18 protein-coding genes and 2 riboswitches are annotated in these 20,285 nt (G+C 37.1%); of the genes, 9 read left to right on the forward strand and 9 right to left on the reverse strand.

Annotation, left to right across the window (positions count from 1 at the left end):
• Nucleotides 1-53: 53 nt before the first annotated feature.
• Nucleotides 54-1,979 carry a translation factor GTPase family protein gene (locus MKX39_RS19125; RefSeq protein ID WP_340771194.1) on the forward strand — a complete coding sequence of 642 codons (1,926 nt, stop codon included), beginning with the start codon at nt 54-56 and terminating at the stop codon, nt 1,977-1,979.
• 175 nt (nt 1,980-2,154) lie between these two features.
• On the opposite strand, the gene MKX39_RS19130 is transcribed toward MKX39_RS19125, so the two are convergent.
• Complete coding sequence (locus MKX39_RS19130) at nt 2,155-2,763, reverse strand: class I SAM-dependent methyltransferase (RefSeq protein WP_340771195.1); 609 nt, start codon at nt 2,761-2,763, stop codon at nt 2,155-2,157.
• 15 nt (nt 2,764-2,778) lie between these two features.
• Nucleotides 2,779-3,870, reverse strand: coding sequence for a CapA family protein (locus tag MKX39_RS19135; RefSeq protein WP_340771197.1), 1,092 nt, complete (start codon nt 3,868-3,870; stop codon nt 2,779-2,781).
• A gap of 163 nt (nt 3,871-4,033) precedes the next feature.
• Here MKX39_RS19135 and MKX39_RS19140 point away from each other — a divergent pair, with 163 nt between their 5' ends.
• The 4 genes from MKX39_RS19140 to tatA all read left to right on the forward strand — a co-directional run bounded on the left by MKX39_RS19140 (nt 4,034) and on the right by tatA (nt 8,265).
• Entirely contained in the window at nt 4,034-5,653 is a 1,620-nt protein-coding gene (locus MKX39_RS19140; RefSeq protein WP_340764191.1) for a glycosyltransferase family 2 protein, read from the forward strand.
• Nucleotides 5,650-6,768, forward strand: coding sequence for a non-hydrolyzing UDP-N-acetylglucosamine 2-epimerase (wecB, locus tag MKX39_RS19145; RefSeq protein WP_340771199.1), 1,119 nt, complete (start codon nt 5,650-5,652; stop codon nt 6,766-6,768). The genes MKX39_RS19140 and wecB overlap by 4 nt, the downstream gene beginning before the upstream one ends.
• A 479-nt stretch (nt 6,769-7,247) precedes the next feature.
• Nucleotides 7,248-8,003 (forward strand): twin-arginine translocase subunit TatC, encoded by a 756-nt coding sequence (gene tatC / locus MKX39_RS19150; protein WP_340764195.1) that lies wholly within the window; start codon nt 7,248-7,250, stop codon nt 8,001-8,003.
• Between the two features lie 58 nt (nt 8,004-8,061).
• Nucleotides 8,062-8,265: a twin-arginine translocase TatA/TatE family subunit gene (gene tatA, locus MKX39_RS19155; protein ID WP_093537949.1), complete on the forward strand. Its 204-nt coding sequence runs from the start codon at nt 8,062-8,064 to the stop codon at nt 8,263-8,265.
• A gap of 65 nt (nt 8,266-8,330) precedes the next feature.
• Here tatA and MKX39_RS19160 read toward each other — a convergent pair whose 3' ends face one another.
• The 7 genes from MKX39_RS19160 to mtnK all read right to left on the reverse strand — a co-directional run bounded on the left by MKX39_RS19160 (nt 8,331) and on the right by mtnK (nt 16,616).
• On the reverse strand, nt 8,331-9,314 hold the full coding sequence (locus tag MKX39_RS19160; RefSeq protein WP_340771201.1) for an EAL domain-containing protein: 984 nt from the start codon (nt 9,312-9,314) through the stop codon (nt 8,331-8,333).
• An 84-nt stretch (nt 9,315-9,398) separates the two neighbouring features.
• Nucleotides 9,399-10,565 carry a TraB/GumN family protein gene (locus tag MKX39_RS19165; protein ID WP_093537951.1) on the reverse strand — a complete coding sequence of 389 codons (1,167 nt, stop codon included), beginning with the start codon at nt 10,563-10,565 and terminating at the stop codon, nt 9,399-9,401.
• Between the two features lie 158 nt (nt 10,566-10,723).
• Nucleotides 10,724-11,743 (reverse strand): ABC transporter permease, encoded by a 1,020-nt coding sequence (locus tag MKX39_RS19170; protein ID WP_093537952.1) that lies wholly within the window; start codon nt 11,741-11,743, stop codon nt 10,724-10,726.
• Nucleotides 11,718-13,223, reverse strand: a complete 1,506-nt coding sequence (locus tag MKX39_RS19175) for a sugar ABC transporter ATP-binding protein (protein WP_340771206.1) — start codon at nt 13,221-13,223, stop codon at nt 11,718-11,720. Before MKX39_RS19175 ends, MKX39_RS19170 begins: the two co-directional genes overlap by 26 nt.
• A 60-nt stretch (nt 13,224-13,283) precedes the next feature.
• Nucleotides 13,284-14,372: a sugar ABC transporter substrate-binding protein gene (locus MKX39_RS19180; RefSeq protein ID WP_340771207.1), complete on the reverse strand. Its 1,089-nt coding sequence runs from the start codon at nt 14,370-14,372 to the stop codon at nt 13,284-13,286.
• Complete coding sequence (gene mtnA, locus MKX39_RS19185) at nt 14,359-15,429, reverse strand: S-methyl-5-thioribose-1-phosphate isomerase (RefSeq protein ID WP_340771209.1); 1,071 nt, start codon at nt 15,427-15,429, stop codon at nt 14,359-14,361. The genes MKX39_RS19180 and mtnA overlap by 14 nt, the downstream gene beginning before the upstream one ends.
• Nucleotides 15,429-16,616: an S-methyl-5-thioribose kinase gene (gene mtnK / locus MKX39_RS19190; RefSeq protein ID WP_340771211.1), complete on the reverse strand. Its 1,188-nt coding sequence runs from the start codon at nt 16,614-16,616 to the stop codon at nt 15,429-15,431. Before mtnK ends, mtnA begins: the two co-directional genes overlap by 1 nt.
• A 75-nt stretch (nt 16,617-16,691) precedes the next feature.
• Nucleotides 16,692-16,848, reverse strand: a riboswitch (SAM riboswitch).
• A gap of 157 nt (nt 16,849-17,005) precedes the next feature.
• Nucleotides 17,006-17,110, forward strand: a riboswitch (SAM riboswitch).
• 104 nt (nt 17,111-17,214) lie between these two features.
• On the opposite strand from mtnK, the gene mtnW reads away from it, so the two are divergent.
• From mtnW to MKX39_RS19210, 4 genes are read left to right on the forward strand one after another with little or no spacing between them, the layout of a single operon-like run.
• Nucleotides 17,215-18,429, forward strand: coding sequence for a 2,3-diketo-5-methylthiopentyl-1-phosphate enolase (gene mtnW, locus MKX39_RS19195; RefSeq protein WP_340771212.1), 1,215 nt, complete (start codon nt 17,215-17,217; stop codon nt 18,427-18,429).
• Nucleotides 18,430-18,433: 4 nt separating this feature from the next.
• Nucleotides 18,434-19,099, forward strand: coding sequence for a 2-hydroxy-3-keto-5-methylthiopentenyl-1-phosphate phosphatase (locus MKX39_RS19200; protein WP_340771215.1), 666 nt, complete (start codon nt 18,434-18,436; stop codon nt 19,097-19,099).
• Nucleotides 19,096-19,710: a methylthioribulose 1-phosphate dehydratase gene (locus tag MKX39_RS19205; protein WP_340764214.1), complete on the forward strand. Its 615-nt coding sequence runs from the start codon at nt 19,096-19,098 to the stop codon at nt 19,708-19,710. The genes MKX39_RS19200 and MKX39_RS19205 overlap by 4 nt, the downstream gene beginning before the upstream one ends.
• A 15-nt stretch (nt 19,711-19,725) precedes the next feature.
• Nucleotides 19,726-20,259 carry a 1,2-dihydroxy-3-keto-5-methylthiopentene dioxygenase gene (locus MKX39_RS19210; protein WP_340764216.1) on the forward strand — a complete coding sequence of 178 codons (534 nt, stop codon included), beginning with the start codon at nt 19,726-19,728 and terminating at the stop codon, nt 20,257-20,259.
• The last annotated feature ends 26 nt before the right edge of the window (nt 20,260-20,285 follow it).

Here is a 20,285-nt window from a genome sequence, read left to right on the forward strand (position 1 = left end):
TGATACAGGTGTTTTCGCCCTAATTTGCTATAATTAAGTTCAGAGGTGAGTACATGCACAAAACTATTGGAATTCTTGCACATGTAGATGCTGGAAAAACTACTTTTTCAGAGCAACTGCTTTACCATACAAATACCATTAGACATAGAGGACGAGTGGACCACCAAGACTCGTTTCTTGATAGTCATACTATAGAGAAAAATAGAGGAATTACTATATTTGCCGATCAAGGAATCTTTACCTACAACAATTCTACCTACTATATTATCGATACTCCGGGACACGTCGATTTTTCTCCAGAAATGGAACGTGCTATCCAAGTGATGGACTATGCCATCATTATTATTAGTGCTGTAGACGGCATTGAAGGACATACGGAAACTGTTTGGCAATTACTGCGAAAACACCATGTCCCTACCTTTTTCTTTATCAATAAAACCGATTATGAAGGCACGGATCCAACAAGCGTTCTTGCTGAAATTCGCTCCACCTTATCAGAAAATGTGTGTGATATAACGACATCTTTTGACGAAGAACTAATTGAATTTCTTGCAGAGCGAGATGAAGTTCTCTTAGAAACTTATATGGACAGTGGATTCGATAAAGACTTATGGACACAAACGCTTAAACTAATGGTGAAAGAAAACAAAATCTTTCCTTGTGCTAGTGGTTCAGCATTGAAAGATATAGGTATTGTCGAATTTCTAGAAAAACTAGATTCGTTAACCACTACTTTCTATAAATCAGACGATGTATTTGCAGCACAGGTGTATAAGATAAGACATGATGAAAGTGGGAATCGTGTTACCTATTTGAAGTTAGTGAATGGGACATTGAAAGTACGCGACAGTGTAACTTACAATGAACAAACTGAAAAAATAACGCAAATCCGCCAGTATAGCGGCAATAAATTTAAAACTACAGATCAGGCTATAGCAGGTGAACTAGTAGCTGTTACTGGCTTAACAAATGCCTCCATTGGGGATGGGCTCGGTGTATTCGCCCAGAAAACTGAATTTGATATGATTCCAACGTTAAAATCTAAAGTACTCTTTGATGCTTCTGTACATGTAAAGGAAATATTACGTTGCTTTAAATTATTAGATGCAGAAGACCCTTCTTTACGTATCTTTTGGGATGAGTACTTTCAAGAAATACACGTTCATGTAATGGGAGTTATTCAACTAGAAGTACTCGAACAAATTGTTTTGGAGCGTTTTGGTTTCCACGTATCTTTTGGAGAGCCTAAAATTCTATACAAAGAAACTATTGGTAACTCCGTACATGGATATGGTCATTTTGAACCTTTAAGACACTATGCAGAAGTGCATTTACTAATCGAGTCTGCTGCAAGAAATAGCGGAATTACCTTTACAAATATATGTCATGCGAATGATCTATCGACAGGCAACCAAAACTTAGTGAAGCACCACCTTTTCGAAAGAGATCATCACGGTTTACTAACAGGCTCCACCTTAACTGATGTGAAAATTACTTTACTCACAGGACGCGGACATAATGAGCATACACACGGTGGAGACTTTCGAGAAGCAACCTACCGTGCACTTCGGCAAGGTCTGGAAAAAGCGGAAAATATACTTTTAGAGCCATTTTATGATTTTACGATTAAAGTAAATATGGACTTAATCGGTCGAATACTCTCTGATATCCAACAAGCAGCAGGAAGCTTTGAACCTCCAGAAAATAGTGGAGATAATGTTTTCATAAAAGGAAGAGTACCCGTAGCGACCTTTATGAATTACAGTACGACATTCGCATCTTTTACCCATGGCAAGGGATCTCTTAGCTTAGTTTATGGAGGTTACGATCGCTGTCATAATACTGAGGAGATAATTGATAGACTTGGTTATAACAAAGAAGCAGACCCTGAGTATACATCTACATCTATTTTCTGTGCTAAAGGAAAAGGATATCCTGTCTACTGGCATGAGGCGGAAGCAGCAATGCATTGCCTATAATCTTAAGAAGGAATAATTCATGATAGCAGAAAAAGAAAATAAGAACTATACCGCACAATACGAAAAACAGTTCGAACACCAGTAGAAACAGTATGGGACATACTAGCAGATAACGAGAAATTGCCAATGGTTTGAAGCTACAAAAACACTCCACTATAAGCGGAGTGTTTTATATTTAATCTAATCGGAAAACTAAAAACCGTTCATTATTATTTTCTTCATATAAACCAGGAAGGCGAATCTCCTTCCATAATTCAAATACTGTTTGAATTTCGAGAAAGTGACTATATTCTGAGGTTGGATAGTAGAGAATGACATCCACAGAGCGAGGATGGTCTTCAACTGACCGTAGGATATTATCTATAACTTTTTGAAAAATTTGCAAAGAAAACGGATTAAAAAAGTAAAATCGATTATCTTCCTTTTCTATGTCATACCCTTCTGCAAATATATGTTCAAACTGAATCGAAGCTCTTGAACTTTTAGCACGCTCCATATATTTAGCTAAGTTCTCCATTGCCTCCTGATAGAGTTGGCCATTCATTTCTACCCCAACCGCTGAAGCATGCAAATGGTGATAAACGTAAAATGGGAACCTCCCCTTGCCACATCCAAAATCTACAAAGCGATCTGTTGATTTCCACTCGTCATATTCGTCAAAAAGAATCTCCAATGCAGAATATGGGGTCGCTTCGTATCGATTATAATGAGACGATTGGTGCTGCCATTCTCTTACACCTTCTGTCTTAATACGTAGTAATCTGTCATGATCTTGTTCTTTCACACGTTCCCCCCTAACTCACTCTCCTCCAAACACATGCTGCTGCACCCATGCATTTGTTTTTCCTATTTCACTTTCAACATCTTTTAAAAAGTTAACCGTATAGGGCTCACCTTTTAAAACAGCCGTAGATATAAAGCTAGGATTTTCTAAAGTCATAATTTGTTTACCATTCACATTTTTCTTTAAAACTTCTATTTTAGCAATTCCACCAATATTAGTATACTCGTCTTTTTGACCAGAAAAAAAGTTTCCTAATGAATAAAACACATGTGTTTTATGACCATTTCCCGACAAAATTTGTTCATATGGTTGGATAACGTGGGGATGGTGACCGAATATAATATTTGCACCAGCGTCTGAAATAGACCTGGCTAGCCTTTTCTGTGTATCATTTGCCTCTAAATTGTACTCCGCTCCCCAATGGATGCTAACTACAACAAAGTCTACCTTTGCTTTTAATTCCTTTATTTCTTTTATAATTCGAGTTTCCTCTATTCGGTTCACTAAATAGTCCTTACCAACTGGGGTTTCATGACTATTAGTTCCGTAGGTATAACCTAGAAGTCCAAATGATATATTTTCCACTTTGAATATCCGATCTGTCTGTTGGTCTACTTCTGATTTAAAAGCACCGATATATGGCATTTCAACCTTTTCCATCTGTTGAATTGCTTCTAAGAGTCCCTCTTCGCCTTGGTCAAGTGAATGATTATTAGCTATCGATAACACGTCTACACCAATATCTTTTAAATCACTTATAATATGAGGCGGACTAGAAAATTTTGGGTATCCAGATACTCCAAATGTTCTTCCGGCCGGTAAGGATTCTTGATTTGCTATTAACAAATCTATGGATTCTAATTCCTGCTGTACAGGAGAAAAGGAAGGAGCAAAGTTTGTATAATTGTAAAGAGGTAAATGGAGTAATACATCTCCAATCATCCCGATTTCTATTTTTTCTTCCTCATATTCCATATAAAATGTCGAAAATTGTTTCCCGTGGAACTCTTCATTAAAATGAATAGGTTTCTCTATTTGTAGATTAAAATATAGCAAGATAGAAATAAGAATGACTAGAAAAGCTACTATGGTTTTAATATATACCACCTCCACCTTAATCATTCTCTACAATATCGTTACTTATACCGAAAAATCTTTATATATATTTATTAGGATATTAGCCGCTTTCTATTCTCAGCCCTTTCATAGTATACAAGACAGCCACTTTAATATATATATTTGTAGCTGAAAACTGTAAAGGAAGGTAGAAATGAACGCAGAAAATAGCAAATGGTACAAGTGGCTACCTAATAAAGATCGCCACTTAAGAGTACGAAAGAAAGGTTCAAATAGCTCAAAATCTAACGATAAAGTAGGCGTTGTGCTTCCTGTATACAACCAAGAAAGAGAGTACTTGTTTGAGTGTGTACAGGCTATCGAAAACCAAAAATACCGCAACTTTGAGTTAGTAATTGTTATCGATGGCGCAAACGCCCAAACGGTAAAAGCAGTATATGAAGCATCGAAGCTTCTAACGTGTAAATACACTATTATTCACCGCATCTTCAATAAAGGGATCGCACACTCCTTAAATGAGGGCTTTGAAAGACTATTAGATTGTGCCCTACTTACTTGGATATCTAGTGATAATATACAATGGCCAAACTTTCTTGAAAAGTTAGTAGCGACGATGAAGAATGCTACTCCCGATACAGTTTTAGTATATTCACTTTATCATCCTATCGATGAAAAACGAGTATCTCGAGATATAAATAACACTTGGTATCCTGCACTTACTGAAATGATGAAACGACCAAAAGAAGAAATAATGTTAACTTGTTTTATTGGTGCATCCTTTCTTTTCACTAGAGAAGCATATGAACAAGCCGATGGTTATGATCCTAAATATGGACTAGTTTCTGACTATGAGTTTTGGATAAGATTAATGCCTCTTGGTGAATTTCTATTTTTACCAGAACCTCTTATGGATTATCGTTTAAACGGGAAATATTCATTAACAACAATAACAGCCTCTGAGGAGCTATTTCTCCAAAGTATGTCTGCAAGTATAGACCATAGAAGAAAAAACGGTGATATCCCGAAAGTTACTGTTATTATTACGGCCTGTAACCATGGGAATTATATAAAAAATTGTATACAAAGTGTACTAAATCAAACCTTTTCAAGCTTCCAGGTTGTTGCTATAGACGTTGGTTCTACCGATTCGACTCTAAGTGAAATATACTCTATTCACGATTCTCGAATCATCCCTATTCACATTAGTAAAAGAACCAAGGCGGAAGCTCTCAATATCGGATTACAATATGTTCTTGGTGAATATGTACTAGAGCTAGATGGCGATGATTGGCTTGATCCATCTTCGTTAGAGATTATGGTAGGTGAAATGCTCTCACTTCCACCGAATGTAGGTTTAGTCTATGCAAATAGACAAGTTTGGTTTGAAGAGAACGGTGGATTGCTTGAAGGGCCAATTTATAAAGGGATTTCTTATAAGGACAAATATGAAGTGTTGGAAAAATTTCAAACGCATTGTCCAAGATTGTATCGTTCTTCCACACTTAAAGAATTGAATGGGTGGATAACAACAATCCAAGGAGAGCCTCTGTTAGCAGATGATTTTGCAATGTTCCTTCGTATTGCTGAGGACTTCGAACTTCACTGGGTTGACAAAGACTTATATCACCAACGCAGACATAGTACCAATATAACTATAAAAGAAAAAGAAATATTAAATAACCAATTTCGTATGATTGCTCAAGAATCATTACTTCGCTGGGGGAATGTGTACGAGGCAAATTTTGAAGTAATTGACGGAACAATAACGAAAATCATGCTTGTTCCTACCGGAAAAGAGATGACTCAACGGTGAAGGTATTAATTATTTTTGGTACTCGACCAGAGGGGATAAAATTTGCTCCAATTATACAGGAACTGGTGAGCTCGAAAGAAATGGATTGCATCCTAGTAAATACAGGACAACATCGTGAAATACTCGATCAAGTATTATCATTATTCTCAATTAGACCGCATTACCAACTAAACCTTATGAAACCAAATCAAACACTGGAAGAAATAACAGCTGAAATGATCAAAAAAATTGGAGAAGTATATGAAAAGGAAAGCCCTGATTTAGTGTTGGTACTTGGTGATACTGTAACTACTTTTACTGGTGCCTATACAGCATTCTTACATCGCATTCCTGTTGGCCATGTTGAGGCAGGATTGCGTACATTTAATATGTATTCTCCTTTCCCAGAAGAAATGTACCGAAAACTTGTAACGAGTCTTAGTAGCTATCATTTTGCCCCTACGGAAAAGAGTAAAACAAACCTTTTACATGAGGGAATTCCAGAGAACAGCATTTTTGTAGTAGGTAACCCCGTAATAGACGCACTTTTAGATGTTTCAAGTAGACCATATATCTTCCCACCAAATATACAAAAAATAATAGATAACAAGAGACGTATTATTTTAGTTACGACCCATCGGCGCGAAAATTTCATAAAACTCGAGGGAATCTACCTCGCTTTCAAACAGTTATTAGTGGAATTTGAGGATATTGATATCATTTTCCCAGTTCACCCAAATCCGAATGTCAAAAAACAGGTCCAAGATCATTTGATAACAAATAATATAAACTCCCGTATACACCTGATTGAGCCCTTGGACTATGAATGCTTTTCTCATCTTATGAAACTTTGCCACCTTGTAATTACAGATTCCGGAGGCATACAAGAAGAAGCACCTGCACTTAATGTTCCAGTGCTAGTAGTTAGAGAAAGTACAGAACGAATAGAGGGTATCGAAGCCGGAACCTTACAATTAGTTGGGACAGACAAGGAAAAAATTCTAGCCACAACAAGAAAGCTACTTGAATCTCCAAGTGAACACGCAAAAATAGCAAAAATCCCTAATCCTTATGGGGATGGTACCTCTGCAAAACAAATAATTGAATTACTAAAAAACATAGAAAAGAAGTTATGAGTATACCTACTCATACTTTTTTCTATTTACATATGGGATAACAGTGTAATCACAAAAACGAGGCTACATTTAAAAAAGTAGCCTCGTAATGATTAATGAATATTATTTAACTAATAACCCACCTTGTTGTTATATACAACAGTAGACAAGATGGAGGAACAGTCCAAAATTGGCCACCATTTGCAAAGAGCATTTGGTTTAACAACATTAATTCTTCTCTAATGTATTCAGTTATTTATATTCTCCTTTCAATAGCAATCTAATTCTAACTAACTAGTTTTTTAAAAAAGGTTAATAATTTCTTGATACTTGTTTTATTAGTGACAATAAGTTTTCTTTTATTTACAATTTGATCTGAAAGAGTATAATGTGGGATGGTACAAAAGAACATTTACTGGGTATAATGGATTGCAGACAGGTGCTGCGAGTAGTATATAAACAAGCTTCACTTTATTTGAGAAAATGGGGTGGTATCAAAAATGAACCAAGAACAACAACTGACGCTTGTTGAACATTTAACAGAACTTAGAAAAAGACTTATCATTGTTACATCGACATTTATCCTCTCACTTGCCTTAGGGTTTTGGTTAGCTCCAAAAACGCTTACGTTTTTAAAACAGCAACCAACTGCTATGAATGTGGAGTGGAATGTTTTCGGTTATACAGATGGCTTAATGATCTACGTAAAATGCGCACTAATACTAGCCATCTTAATTACTCTACCAATTGCATTACATCAGATATGGTTATTCGTAAGACCAGGCTTAAATGAGAACGAGGCAAAAGGGACAGGCTATTTTATCCCTGTGTCATTCCTTCTTTTTTTACTCGGGATTAGTTTCAGTTATTACATTCTTTTCCCTTTAATGCTGAATTTCATGTCGAATATTAATGATTCCATTGGTGCTTTAGAGACATACGGGATGAAACAATATTTCACTTTTATGTTTAACTTAGTGATTCCCGTAGGCATAGTATTTGAATTACCGGTTATTATACTTTTTTTAACCAAATTGGGTATAATAACTCCAGATCGACTGAGAAAAATGAGAAAGATATCTTATTTTGTACTAGTTGTTGTAGGAGTTTCTATTACTCCACCAGACTTCATCTCAGATTTCATCATTGTTATTCCATTGCTGCTGCTATTTGAAGTTAGTATCCTTGTTTCCAGCTGGTCTTATAAAAAACAACTTGCGAGACAAGCGCTTGAGGATCAAATTTTAGACAAATAGTTTGAGACACAATAGCCATTGAAAATTTGTACATCACCATATTAGAGGAGGAACTTCCATGCCAAACATTGGAGTACCAGGATTAATCATCATTTTAATAATTGCTTTAATCGTCTTCGGACCATCAAAATTGCCTCAATTAGGTAAAGCAGTCGGTCAAACATTAAAAGAATTTAAAAATTCCACAAAAGACATCGTGGATGATGTAACACAAGAGTTTAAGTTAGATGACAAAGATACGGACACTAAAAAGAAAGCATAAGTGTCTATAGAAAAAACCAACTATTCTTTCGAATAGTTGGTTTTTTTGATTTTATCAAGTTGTATTTAAATAGGAGCTGCAACGGGTTTTCCAAAATAATAACCTTGAAATAACTTGTAGCCCGTTTCTTTCAGCCATTCAAAATCTTCTCTCTCCTCTATACCTTCTGCTAGAGGAATCGATCCCACTTCTACTGCCTTTTCTAAGAACTTTTGTGCAACTGCTTGTTTATTTAGATCATTGGAAATTCCTTGCACATATTTCATATCTAACTTCATATAATTTGGTTTTATATCTGCCAGCATTTCCATCGTACTATATCCTTCTCCTACATCATCTAGTGCATATTCAAAACCTTTTTCTTTATAAAATGCAAGAATTTTTTTTAAATGCTCTATGTCTTCTACTTTTTCCGTTTCTACCACTTCAAATACTAGTTGAACTGGATCTATACCTAATTCTTCTGCTAATGCAGTCGTAGATTTCAAACAAAATTCAGGTGAATAAATAGAGGTAGGTATAAAGTTAATAAATGCTTTCTTTCCTTTAAGACTTGTTGCATGTTTTACTGCGGTCATTCGACATGCTCGATCTAAAGAGTATAGCCTTCCTCTTGCCTTAGCAGCGGAAAATATTTCATTTGGATAAATCATAGAACCATCTTCCTTTGGAAATCTAGCTAGTAATTCATAAGCAAATACTTGCTCCTCTATATCTACGATTGGTTGATAATGACAAATCATAAGTTGTTTTTTGATAACTTCATCAATCCATTTAACGTCTAATACTTCATCTATTTTTTCCATAGGCTCCCATGGCTGTTTTGAAATTCTGTATGTAATTTGAGAGGCGTCCATATGATCGTGGCTGAAGTCTATAAAATCTCTCACATCTGATTCTTTAACAATAAACGTATTCCCTTTTGCATCTACTAAAATGTCCCGGCGTTTCAAATGCTCTAATACACCAGCTAGTAGGGGGATGTTTGAATCTCCTTCTACCTTGAACTCAATTTTTAACTCATTTACTTGGCAATTATTACACTCCAAATTTTACACTCCTTTTATGTTCTAATAGCTTAGAATCTTAAAAAATCCCCTGTTCAGCACTTTGCTTCACAAGGGATAAGCTACTTAGAAATTTTTGAAAAATACTCGTATAACATCTGCCCCACCTATAAATGTCCCAAGCGATCCAAATAAGTTAGTTAATACAACAACAAGTAATACCCTCGTAACTTTGTTTCTCCAAAACCCTTTGATCGTAAAGACATCTTCTGATAACTTTTCAAAATCAGCTATCGTTGGACGTTTGATATATGCTTGGGCAAGCCCAGAAAACCAGCCTGACGCTAAGATAGGATGAAGCGCTGTAACTGGTGCTGTGACAAATGCAGCTAGAATTGCCAATGGGTGTCCTAACGCTACCGCTGCTCCTACTGCAGCCATAGAACCCGTCCATAGAATCCAACTGAGTGCTTGGTCAAAACCAGCAGAAGGATTTGTAAAGAATGTGATCACTATTAGCGCCACAATTAGAATTGGAATAGCCCAACCGATTATTTTAGGAACAATTGACTTAGGCGGAATAGCCGAAAGCTTTGCTAAATCTTGCTCCTTATGAATTTCCTTTGTAATACCAGGGACATGTGCAGCCCCTAAAACGGCTATAATTTTCTTACCTGGTGCTTCCTTAATTTTTTGAGCCAAGTACTGATCACGCTCATCGATTAAAGGTGTTTTTAACTTTGGAAAGGTTTCCGTAAACTCAGCTAGTACAGCATTTAACGTATCCTTTGATTTCATATTCTCCATTTCTTCTTCCGATATTGTATCCTTACTGAAAATACTAAAGAAAACCGAAGTAAGTAATTGAGATTTTCCAGTCCAGCCAAGATTATGCCATATACGTGAAAAAGTAGTTTGAATATTACGGTCCGCTAATACTATCTCAGCCCCGTTCTCATTTGCACTTGCAATACCTTGTATCATTTCTTGGCCAGGTTTAATATCAAACTGTTTAGCCATCCGATTTTGGAATGATGAAATCGCCAAGTTCATTAATAATAGAGTAGCTTTCTTATCCTTAATAACCTTAAAGATATCCGTCTGCCTCCACTTATTATTATCTATAATAGATTGGTACCTTTGCTCATCCAATTCAATACAAACAGAATCTGGTTGTTCTCTATCGATAACTTCCTTTACCTGTTCCGCACTCTGTCTTGATACATGTGCTGTACCGATTAATATAATTTCTTTATCGTTGACATATAAACGTGTAATATTTTCCTCGGACATAAACTACTTCCTTCATTTAGTGTATTATCTCTTAGTCAGAACATTAGAGATTCTCTACCTTTCATAATGAAGTAGATTATCTTAAATTTCAACGATGATTCCATTTTATTTTAATTTTTTTGAAAAAATCTTATTTGGTTAGGAAGATCTTCTTCTTGCTAAGCCCGTGAAAAACGTTTCTTCGCATAAACGTAAGTTGCTGCCAGCGCCAAAACTAATACTGTTCCCTTAATAATATCAAATGCATAGTAAGGCAAATTCAAAATTGTTAGCCCGTTAAGTAGGATGCCAATTACCGCTGCTCCAAAAAAAGTGCCTAACGCATTAGGCTTCCCAATTCCTAATACCGAATAGCCCACGAAAACTGCAGCAACCGCCTCCATTAAAAGTGGGGTACCGGCATCAATTTGACCTGACCCGACCCTTGCAGTAAATAATACTCCAGCCAATGAAGCAAAAATACCAGAAATGATGTACGCAATGAACTTCACTTTGCGTGTGTTCACTCCTGACAATATTGCCGCTTCCTCATTGCCACCTGTCATATATAAAATACGACCCCACCGTGTATGATTGAGAACAATATAAGCTACTACAACGAGTATTAACATAATCCAAACAGGTACAGGTAAACCAAGTAATCTACCTTGACCAATCCAAAGAAATGCCTCTGAGAATTGTCCTGGAGCAGTTCCACCCGAAGTAAGGGGCATATTATTGTAAATAGAATACCCTTCTGTATAAGTTCGATGGAAGCCCGCAACGATATACATCGTACTTAATGTTGCTAGCAAATCAGGTATACCTATAATTACAATAAGGAAACTATTCAACAAACCCACTAATACTCCAACTACAATAGGTACAATCAATACAAGCCATAGAGGCATCTCGTACCAAACCATCAGAGAGGCTGTCACAACTGTAGATAGCGACATAGTTGAACCTACACTTAAATCAAAACCTCCTACTACAAGTGTGAAGGTAACTCCCAATGCTAATAGGGTAACGATTGAAATAGATCGCAGAATATCTGTGAAATTTGCATATGTAAAAAAGGCATCGCTTATTGAACTAAAATAAATAATAATACAAATAAGTAACGCAATAGCTCCAAACTTGAACAAAAAATTTGTACCTCGTTCTTGCAACTTATTCCTCTTTACCGCCGCTTGCATAAAGCAAAATCCTTTCCTGGGTCGCTTCTTTCCGTGATAGTTCCTTCACGATATGACCATCATACATAACTAAAATGCGATCAGAAATCCCTAGAACTTCATGAATTTCACTTGAAAAGTAAAGACAACCCTTCCCTTTTTCAGCAAACTCACGAATCATTCTATAAATATCAGTTTTTGCACCAATATCGACGCCTTTTGTTGGCTCGTCGAACAAATAAAGAGAGGAATCAAGCGAAGTCCATTTGCCGATAGCAACCTTTTGCTGATTTCCTCCGCTCAAATACACAAGTGGTGTCTCAGTACTACTTGTTTTAATTTGTAATCGTTTAATAATCTCTTTTGCAAAGGACTTTTCTTTCTTTTTATCCATAAATAAGAGACGAGAAAAATTTTGTAAATTAGGAAAAGACGCATTGGTTCGTAATGATTCTTGAACAAATAGCCCTTCTTTTCGTCTTTCTTCTGGAATAAGAACTAGACCGGCTTTTATCGCGTCTTTGGGATGCTTTATTTTTAAGGTGTTTCCTAGGATTTCTATACTTCCTTCTGTATATGGAGAATATCCGAATAACGTTTTAGCTAACTCTGTTTTTCCTGCCCCTACAAGACCGACAATCCCAACAATTTCTCCTTCAGACACTTGAAAAGAAATATCCCTTACCTTTTCTCCTCTTGATATATTTTTAACACGAAGTAATGTATTTCCTAATACATGTTTACGAGCAGGAAAATCTTTGCTATAAGAAGTTCCTAGCATAGCTTCAACAATCTCTTCTTGGTTAGTCTCAGAAGTATTATAGGTCCCAACTAACGTACCTTCTGCCATAACGGTCATCCGATCGCAAATCTCAAATACTTCAGGTAGTCGATGTGATATGAATATGCACCCTACTCCTGTCGCTTTTAGCTTTTTAATGACTGAAAATAACTTGGTAGATTCATTTAGGGATAGAGGTGCCGTCGGTTCATCGAAGATAATAACCTTTGCAGAACTTACAAGTGCTCGCGCTATCAATACCAACTGTTTTTCTGCTAGAGAGAGCATAAATGCAGGTATTTCTACTGAAATATTGACTACCTGTAACTGCTTCAGGGCATTCCGTGCTTCCCTATTCAGTTTCTTTTTGGAGATGAACATATTAGAACCAGCAACAATCTTATCCAGCAATATATTCTCTGCAACCGAGAGTTCCGCAACGATGGCAGTATCTACCTCTTGATATACACAATAAATTCCAAAATCCTTTGCGACTTTAGGCGAACGTATACGTATTCTTTCTCCTTCTAACAAAATTTCTCCCACATCTTGCTCATACACACCAGAGAGTACTTTCATAAGCGTGCTTTTCCCTGCGCCATTTACCCCAAGTAAAGCGTGAACCTCGCCTTTTTTAAGTTCAAATTCAGCATTTTTCAGAGCATTTACATTTCCAAATGATTTATCTATAGCTTTCATGGAAAGAAAAGGATTCAGCATCGATTGCTCCTTTCTGAAAAAAGCTGTCCCATTAAACAGGACAGCTTAAATTCTTTTAAGTTATCTGTTTTCCTCTAATCCTTTTAATTCATCTGTGTAACCTTGATCACTTGCTCCCCAACCTTCAATATGATCACTGAGTTCATTAGTTGTTACTGTTTCTTTCGGCAATTTAGATGCTTCTACAAAAACTGGTTCTAATACTACTTTTTCTTCTACATTGCCTCCGCTTATTTTTTGATATAAATAACGAACTTGAATACGGCCGATATCCTTAGGATCCACTGCTGCCGAGGCAACCCAGGGACTATTCTCATTTTGAATCATCTGTAAATCTTCATCACTCATATCGATACTATATACCTTAATATCTGTACGTCCCGCTTGCTCTATCGCCCGAACTGCACCTTTGGCAAACTCGTCCCAAGCAGCCCAAACAGCGGTGATTTCACCTTTGTTGGGATACTGCTTTAATACCGCTTCCATTTGTGACTGGGTATCTAAAGCTGTATTTTGCGTTGCTGCACCGAATGTGGCAATTTCTTTTATCCCTGGATTCTCTCCTAGAAAATTCTCATATGCTACTTGTCGTCTTTCCATTGGAGCAAAACCCGCTACCCATATTTTCACGATATTGGCTTTCCCATTTGAATCTTCCGCTAGTTTTTCTAGTGTCATTTGAGCCATTTTTTCATCGCCTTGTTCTAAAGAGGTTACTCCCTCAACTTCTACTCCCGCATCAAATGCGACAACCGGAATTCCCTTTGCAACCGCATTCTCAACTCCTTGGTTCAGTGATTCTTTTGTGCCATGATCTATTAAAATACCGTCAACTCCTTGATTCACAGCGGCATCCAAATTGGACGCCATTTTAGATAAATCTCCTTCAGAAGTAAACACCGTTACTGTTCCTCCAAAATTCTCTACTTGCTCCTTTACCCCTTCAATATATTGAGCTGAAAATGTCCCTAAATTTTGTTGCATAACTAATGCAATTTTCTTGCCGGCTAACGGATTTTCTTTAGCCTTGGCATCACCGTTAGAGCTAGATGACTTAGTTGTTTCTCCTTCAGCTTTTGGCTGACATGCAGCGAGTAAAACCGCTATTACTAAAACCGTAAATATTAACCAGTACTTATTTGTTTTCATAATCCTTCTCCTTTTCAATTGAATCGACTATTTGAGTTGAAATATTTTCAAGATAGTTTGGATAAATAATACCTATTTCTGTAATTATGGCAGTGATATATTTAGCTGGTGTCACATCAAAAGCAGGGTTAAATACTTTTGTGTTTGATGGGGTAATAGCTTTGCCGTTAATATTAATAATTTCCTCTACTTTCCTTTCCTCTATTGGAATTTCTTCTCCATTATTTATGGACAAATCGAATGTAGAGGACGGTGCAGCCACATAAAATGGAATTCCAAATACAGATGCAAGAATTGCTAAGTTTAGGGTTCCTATTTTGTTTGCTGTGTCTCCATTTTTTGCTATCCGATCTGCTCCAACGATAATTGCTTCTATTCCCTTTGCGCCTATCGTATGTGCAGCCATACTATCTGTTATGAGCGTCACATCGACACCTGATTGTTGCAGTTCCCATGCTGTTAAACGGGCGCCCTGAAAGACAGGTCGAGTTTCACATGCAAACACTTCAAATTCTTTTCCACGTTCCTTCCCTAGATGAAAAGGAGCTAAAGCAGTACCATACTTAGCGGTGGCTATAGAACCAGCATTACAAATCGTCATTACCTTCGTTTTATCTTCAAGTAGAGAGAGTGCAAACTCGCCGATACTTTGACAGGACTCCTCATCTTCCTTGTGAATTATTTTTGCTTCTTCAATTAGAATCTGCTTTGCATCCGAAACACTATCTATTGGACTCGCTGCTTTCAACAAACGGTCAAGTGCCCAAACCAAGTTGACAGCAGTAGGTCGAGATTCACCCAAGTATGCTGCATCTCTTTTTAAGTATTCTAGAAAATCTATCATTGAATTTGTTTGATAACTCTGCGCCTCAATAGCTAATCCATACGCTGCCGTAATTCCAATGGCTGGAGCTCCACGAACTTTCAGAGTAATAATTGCATCGTGAACTTCTTTCATATTTTCTAGTGTTATATAGATAATTTCATGGGGAAGTTTCTGTTGATCTAAAATTATTAACTGCTTACCTTCCCACTTAATCGATAATGGAACATTCATTATTGAATTTCTCCTAACAGCTCAATTACAGCATCTATTGAGTTTATTTCATGACGACTCACTATTAGCCTTTCTCCAGCTTTAAGCGTTTGTTTTTTGGTTAAAATTCGTTGCTCATGGTTTTCAATACTATCTAAGTCTTTCACATGTGCTAGTCCAATCGTTCTACGAATTAGCTCACAGCCTGCAAACCCTACGGAATCATGGAATATTTTTTCTAGCACAAATGCCTCATAGCCTTCTATACTTTTATATAAATCGGACTCCCCTTTTTTCCAACACTCTGAAAATTTAGCGCAAAATGTGTTCCATGTATTCTGTATATGGGTATGTATAGCATCCCGTTGGTCATCTTGACGCGTAAAGGATTGAACTATTAAGTTCCCCAAAAATAAGCCAATATCAAATCCAATTGGGCCGTAAAATGCAAATTCCGGGTCAATTACTTTCGTTTCCGCTTCACTCGCAAATATACTTCCGGTATGAAGATCCCCATGTAACAAAGCTTCGGCTTCCGTCAAAAAACTTCTTTTTAGCTTGGCTACTTCCAATTTCAACAAGTTGTTATTCCAAATAGCTTCCACTTCTGCTTGTAATGCTGGCTCAAAGTCATTTGTTTCATGATCAAAAAAAGGATCTGTAAAGATTAAGTCTTCTGTGATCTTACATAGCTCGGGGTTAGAAAATTCTACAACAAGTGACTTTTTTTCAAAGGGGTGGAGTGCAAAGTCAGAAGTATTGAAAAGTGTTAAGGCTAGATATTCGCCAATATCGGTTGATAATTTAGGATAGGACTTTCCTTTTATCAAGCCCTCACGAACTATTTCAAGATGAGACAGATCTTCCATGATTGTGATTGCTAAGCTTTCATCAGTTGCATAAACTTTTGGGACTAATCCAACTGCGTATTCTCCATGTTTTTGTAATGCACTAGCTTCGATCTTTGCCCTTTTCAAAGTAAGTGGCCAACTCTCCCCGATGACCTTTGCATAGGGTAAGGCCTGTTTAATAATAATGCCTTTCTCACCGGATCCATCTGTTACACGGAATACATAATTTAGATTTCCATCACCAATCTCTTCGCAAACTAATGGAGCTTCGCTAGAAAATAATGATAACTCTATCGCCAGTGAAATTACCGTTTCTTTAGTTAATGATTCATATTCTTTCATTGCTACTACCGCCATTATGATCGTCCTCTCATTTACAAAATAAAAAACCTCTTTCCAAAAGAAAGAGGCTTAGAATAAGAGATTCTGAACCTCTTATCTCTCAGAAAGTAAACTTTCTGATGGAATTAGCACCGTGCCTTACGGAATTTTACATTCCGGCGCATAAAGCGCCCCGTCTCACAACGGTATTACGGTCGGTTGCTGGGCGTCATCGGGCCATTATCCCTCTGCCTGCTCTTGATAAGAGTGCGGTACAACTATGATGTTTGTTTAGAATCCTAGCATATTAGAAAAAGCTATGTCAATACAATTTTGAATAATGATAATTTTTCAATTTCTTGTTGACAGAATTTTTAATGCATGGAATAATCAATATAATTTATTAAATACAAACTGAATATTTTTTCTTATTTAGAGCAGGTGGAGGGACAAGCCCTATGATACCCGGCAACCGATTCAATTATGAACACGGTGCTAATTCTTGCAGTCAAATGGCTGAGAGATAAGAAGTTGTTAAGCTATTAACCTCTTCTTATTTGAAGAGGTTTTTTATATTATCTGTCTAGCTCTAGCGCCTAGGCACTTACGCTTTTCTAATATTAGGAGTGAAAAAATGAGTGGAATTACTGCGCACTATCAACTATACGGAAAGTCTGGTTCTTTTGAAAAAAAAGCGGATGATATTGCCCTTGGATTGACTATTGGTTCTTGGACCAATTTAGCTTTTTTAGAACAGGAACAGCTAAAAAAACATAAAGGAACTGTACGATCGGTTACTGAATTTGAAAATATTCTTCACCCCATTCATCCGGAAAGAATTAAAGGAGAAATTAAAGTATTCTATCCTGCCGCAAATTTTTCAGCAGATATACCAGCAATTTTAACTACCGTTTTCGGCAAACTATCTTTGGATGGAGAAGTAAAATTATTGGATTTAGAATTTGACACAAATATATTATCCCATTTCCCTGGCCCTCGCTTCGGCATTCAAGGTATCCGAGAAAGATTGGGAGTTTATGAACGTCCACTCATCATGAGTATCTTCAAAGGTGTCATTGGAAGAGATATCGAGTACCTAGCGCAACAACTTAAGCAACAAGCACTTGGTGGAGTTGACCTTGTAAAAGATGACGAAATCCTATTTGACAATCCACTCACTTCGTTTGAAACACGTATCACTACTGGTCGAGAGGTATTAAGACAAGTCTATGAAGAAACTGGTCATCGTACTCTATACGCAGTAAATTTGTCGGGACGTACATTCAAACTAAAGGACAAGGCCAAAAAAGCACGGGAACTTGGAGCAGATGCACTCTTATTTAATGTTCATGCATACGGTTTAGACGTTCTTCAGGAGTTAGCAGAGGACGAAGAGATTCAATTACCACTCATGGCTCATCCGGCTTATAGCGGAGCATTCACGTCCTCAGGATTTTATGGAGTTTCCACGGCACTTGTTCTTGGTAAACTTACCCGCTATGCAGGAGCAGATTTTTCATTATTCCCTTCTCCTTATGGCAGTGTTGCACTTGAAAAATCTGTAGCTCTTTCTTTAGGGAAAGAACTAACAAAGCCTAGTGAAGTAAAACAAAGCTTTCCGGTGCCTTCTGCAGGCATTCACCCTGGTCTCGTACCACTGTTAATGAATGACTATGGAATCGACAGCATCATTAATGCCGGGGGTGGAGTACACGGTCATCCGGCCGGTGCAACCGGAGGAGGTTTGGCTTTTAGACAGGCAGTATCGGCTGTTTTGGAAGGTATTCCATTAGAAGAAGCAGCTAAAACCCATTGTGAATTAAACACAGCACTTGAATTATGGAGGTGATAATATGAGTAATCTTGTAGTTTTTTGTGACTTCGATGGAACTATTACCAATCAGGATAACATTATGGCAATCATGAAAGAGTTTGCTCCACAAGAATGGACATCGATTAAAGATGATATTTTAGGACAACGAATTTCCATACAAGATGGTGTAGCAAAAATGTTCACACTCCTTCCTGTTGAGTCAAAAGATGACATTATCTCTTTTGTGCTTAAGCAGGCAGTCATCCGTGATGGGTTTAGTGAATTTGTCTCCTATGCAAAAAAACACAACATACCACTCTACATCGTAAGTGGCGGCATAGACTTTTTTGTCCACAAGCTACTAGAACCATTCGGGCCATTTGCAGGAGTCTATTGTAATACATCCGAATTTTCCAAGGATACAATTCACATTGAGTTTCCGTATAGCTGTGATGATCGATGTACTAGCCAAGGCTGTGGTTGCTGTAAACCCTCTATTATTCGTACCCTTCTTGACCAAGATGCTGTGAGCGTTGTGATTGGGGATTCCATCACTGATCTTGAAGCAGCAAAATTAGGTAATGTCGTTATTGCGAGGGATTTCTTAATCGAAAAATGCGATGAATTGAATATTCCCTATGAACCTTTTGAGAACTTCCACGATGTGATAAAAATTATTGACGCAAAGTTAGGTGTGGAAGTATGACTTTACAAGATAAATGGGAAGAACTTGCAGACATAAAAGATGAATTAGCCGTACGGGATTGGTTTATGGGGACGAGCGGTAATCTTGCTATTAAAGTACATGATAATCCTATGGAGTTCTTAGTGACAGCAAGCGGAAAAGATAAAAAAAAGAGAACAGCAGAGGATTTTTTACTTGTTGATGCAGATGGAAACCCAGTCGAAAATACACATTTAACTCCATCAGCCGAAACATTATTACACTGTGCAATATATCGCGAAACAAATGCAGGTTGTAGCTTACACATCCATACAGTTGCAAATAACGTTATTTCCGAATTATATGGTGACAAAGGTTCAGTGGATTTTCAAGGTATTGAACTTATTAAAGCTTTTGGAATGTGGGAAGAGGATGCCATACTATCGATACCCATTATCCCTAACTACGCCCATATACCAAAGCTTGCAGAAGAGTTTACACCGTATATTTCTGCAGACAAGGGAGTTATACTCATTCGAAATCACGGAATAACTGTTTGGGGAAAAGATGGATTTGAGGCAAAAAAATTACTTGAAGCTTGCGAATTTTTATTTCAGTATCAATTAGCACTACATCAAATACACTCAAAATAGAAAGGAAGATTGTTAATGGCTATTATTAAAATTCAAGGAACAAATGAAACAATTAAAGAGCAAAAAGAAGTAGCAGCATTTTTAGAGAACCAAGAAGTAATTTATGAGCATTGGGATATTAACAAACTACCAGAAAACCTTCGTGAAAAATTTGACTTAAGCGACGGAGAAAAGCAAGAGATTCTCCAAGCCTTCCAAATTGAAATAGATGATATCTCTAGTCGCCGTGGCTATCAAGCGGCCGATATTATCTCTCTTTCAGATTCGAACCCAAACTTAGACGAACTATTAAAAAATTTCGAACGCAAACACCTTCATACCGACGATGAAGTTCGTTATATTGTAAGTGGTCACGGTGTCTTCATCATACAAGGCAAGGATGAACGCTACTTTGAAGTTCATCTTTCACCTGGTGATTTGATATCTGTGCCTGAGAATATTACACATTACTTCACATTATCAGAGGACCGTAAAGTTGTTGCTGTACGCATATTTGTAACAACAGAGGGGTGGGTCCCAGTTTATCAAGAGGAAGCAGTAGAACAATAGAGGTAAATGCTCTTTGTAGGAATAAG

It is taken from the genome of Psychrobacillus sp. FSL K6-1464 (assembly GCF_038003145.1).
Lineage (GTDB): Bacteria > Bacillota > Bacilli > Bacillales_A > Planococcaceae > Psychrobacillus > Psychrobacillus psychrotolerans.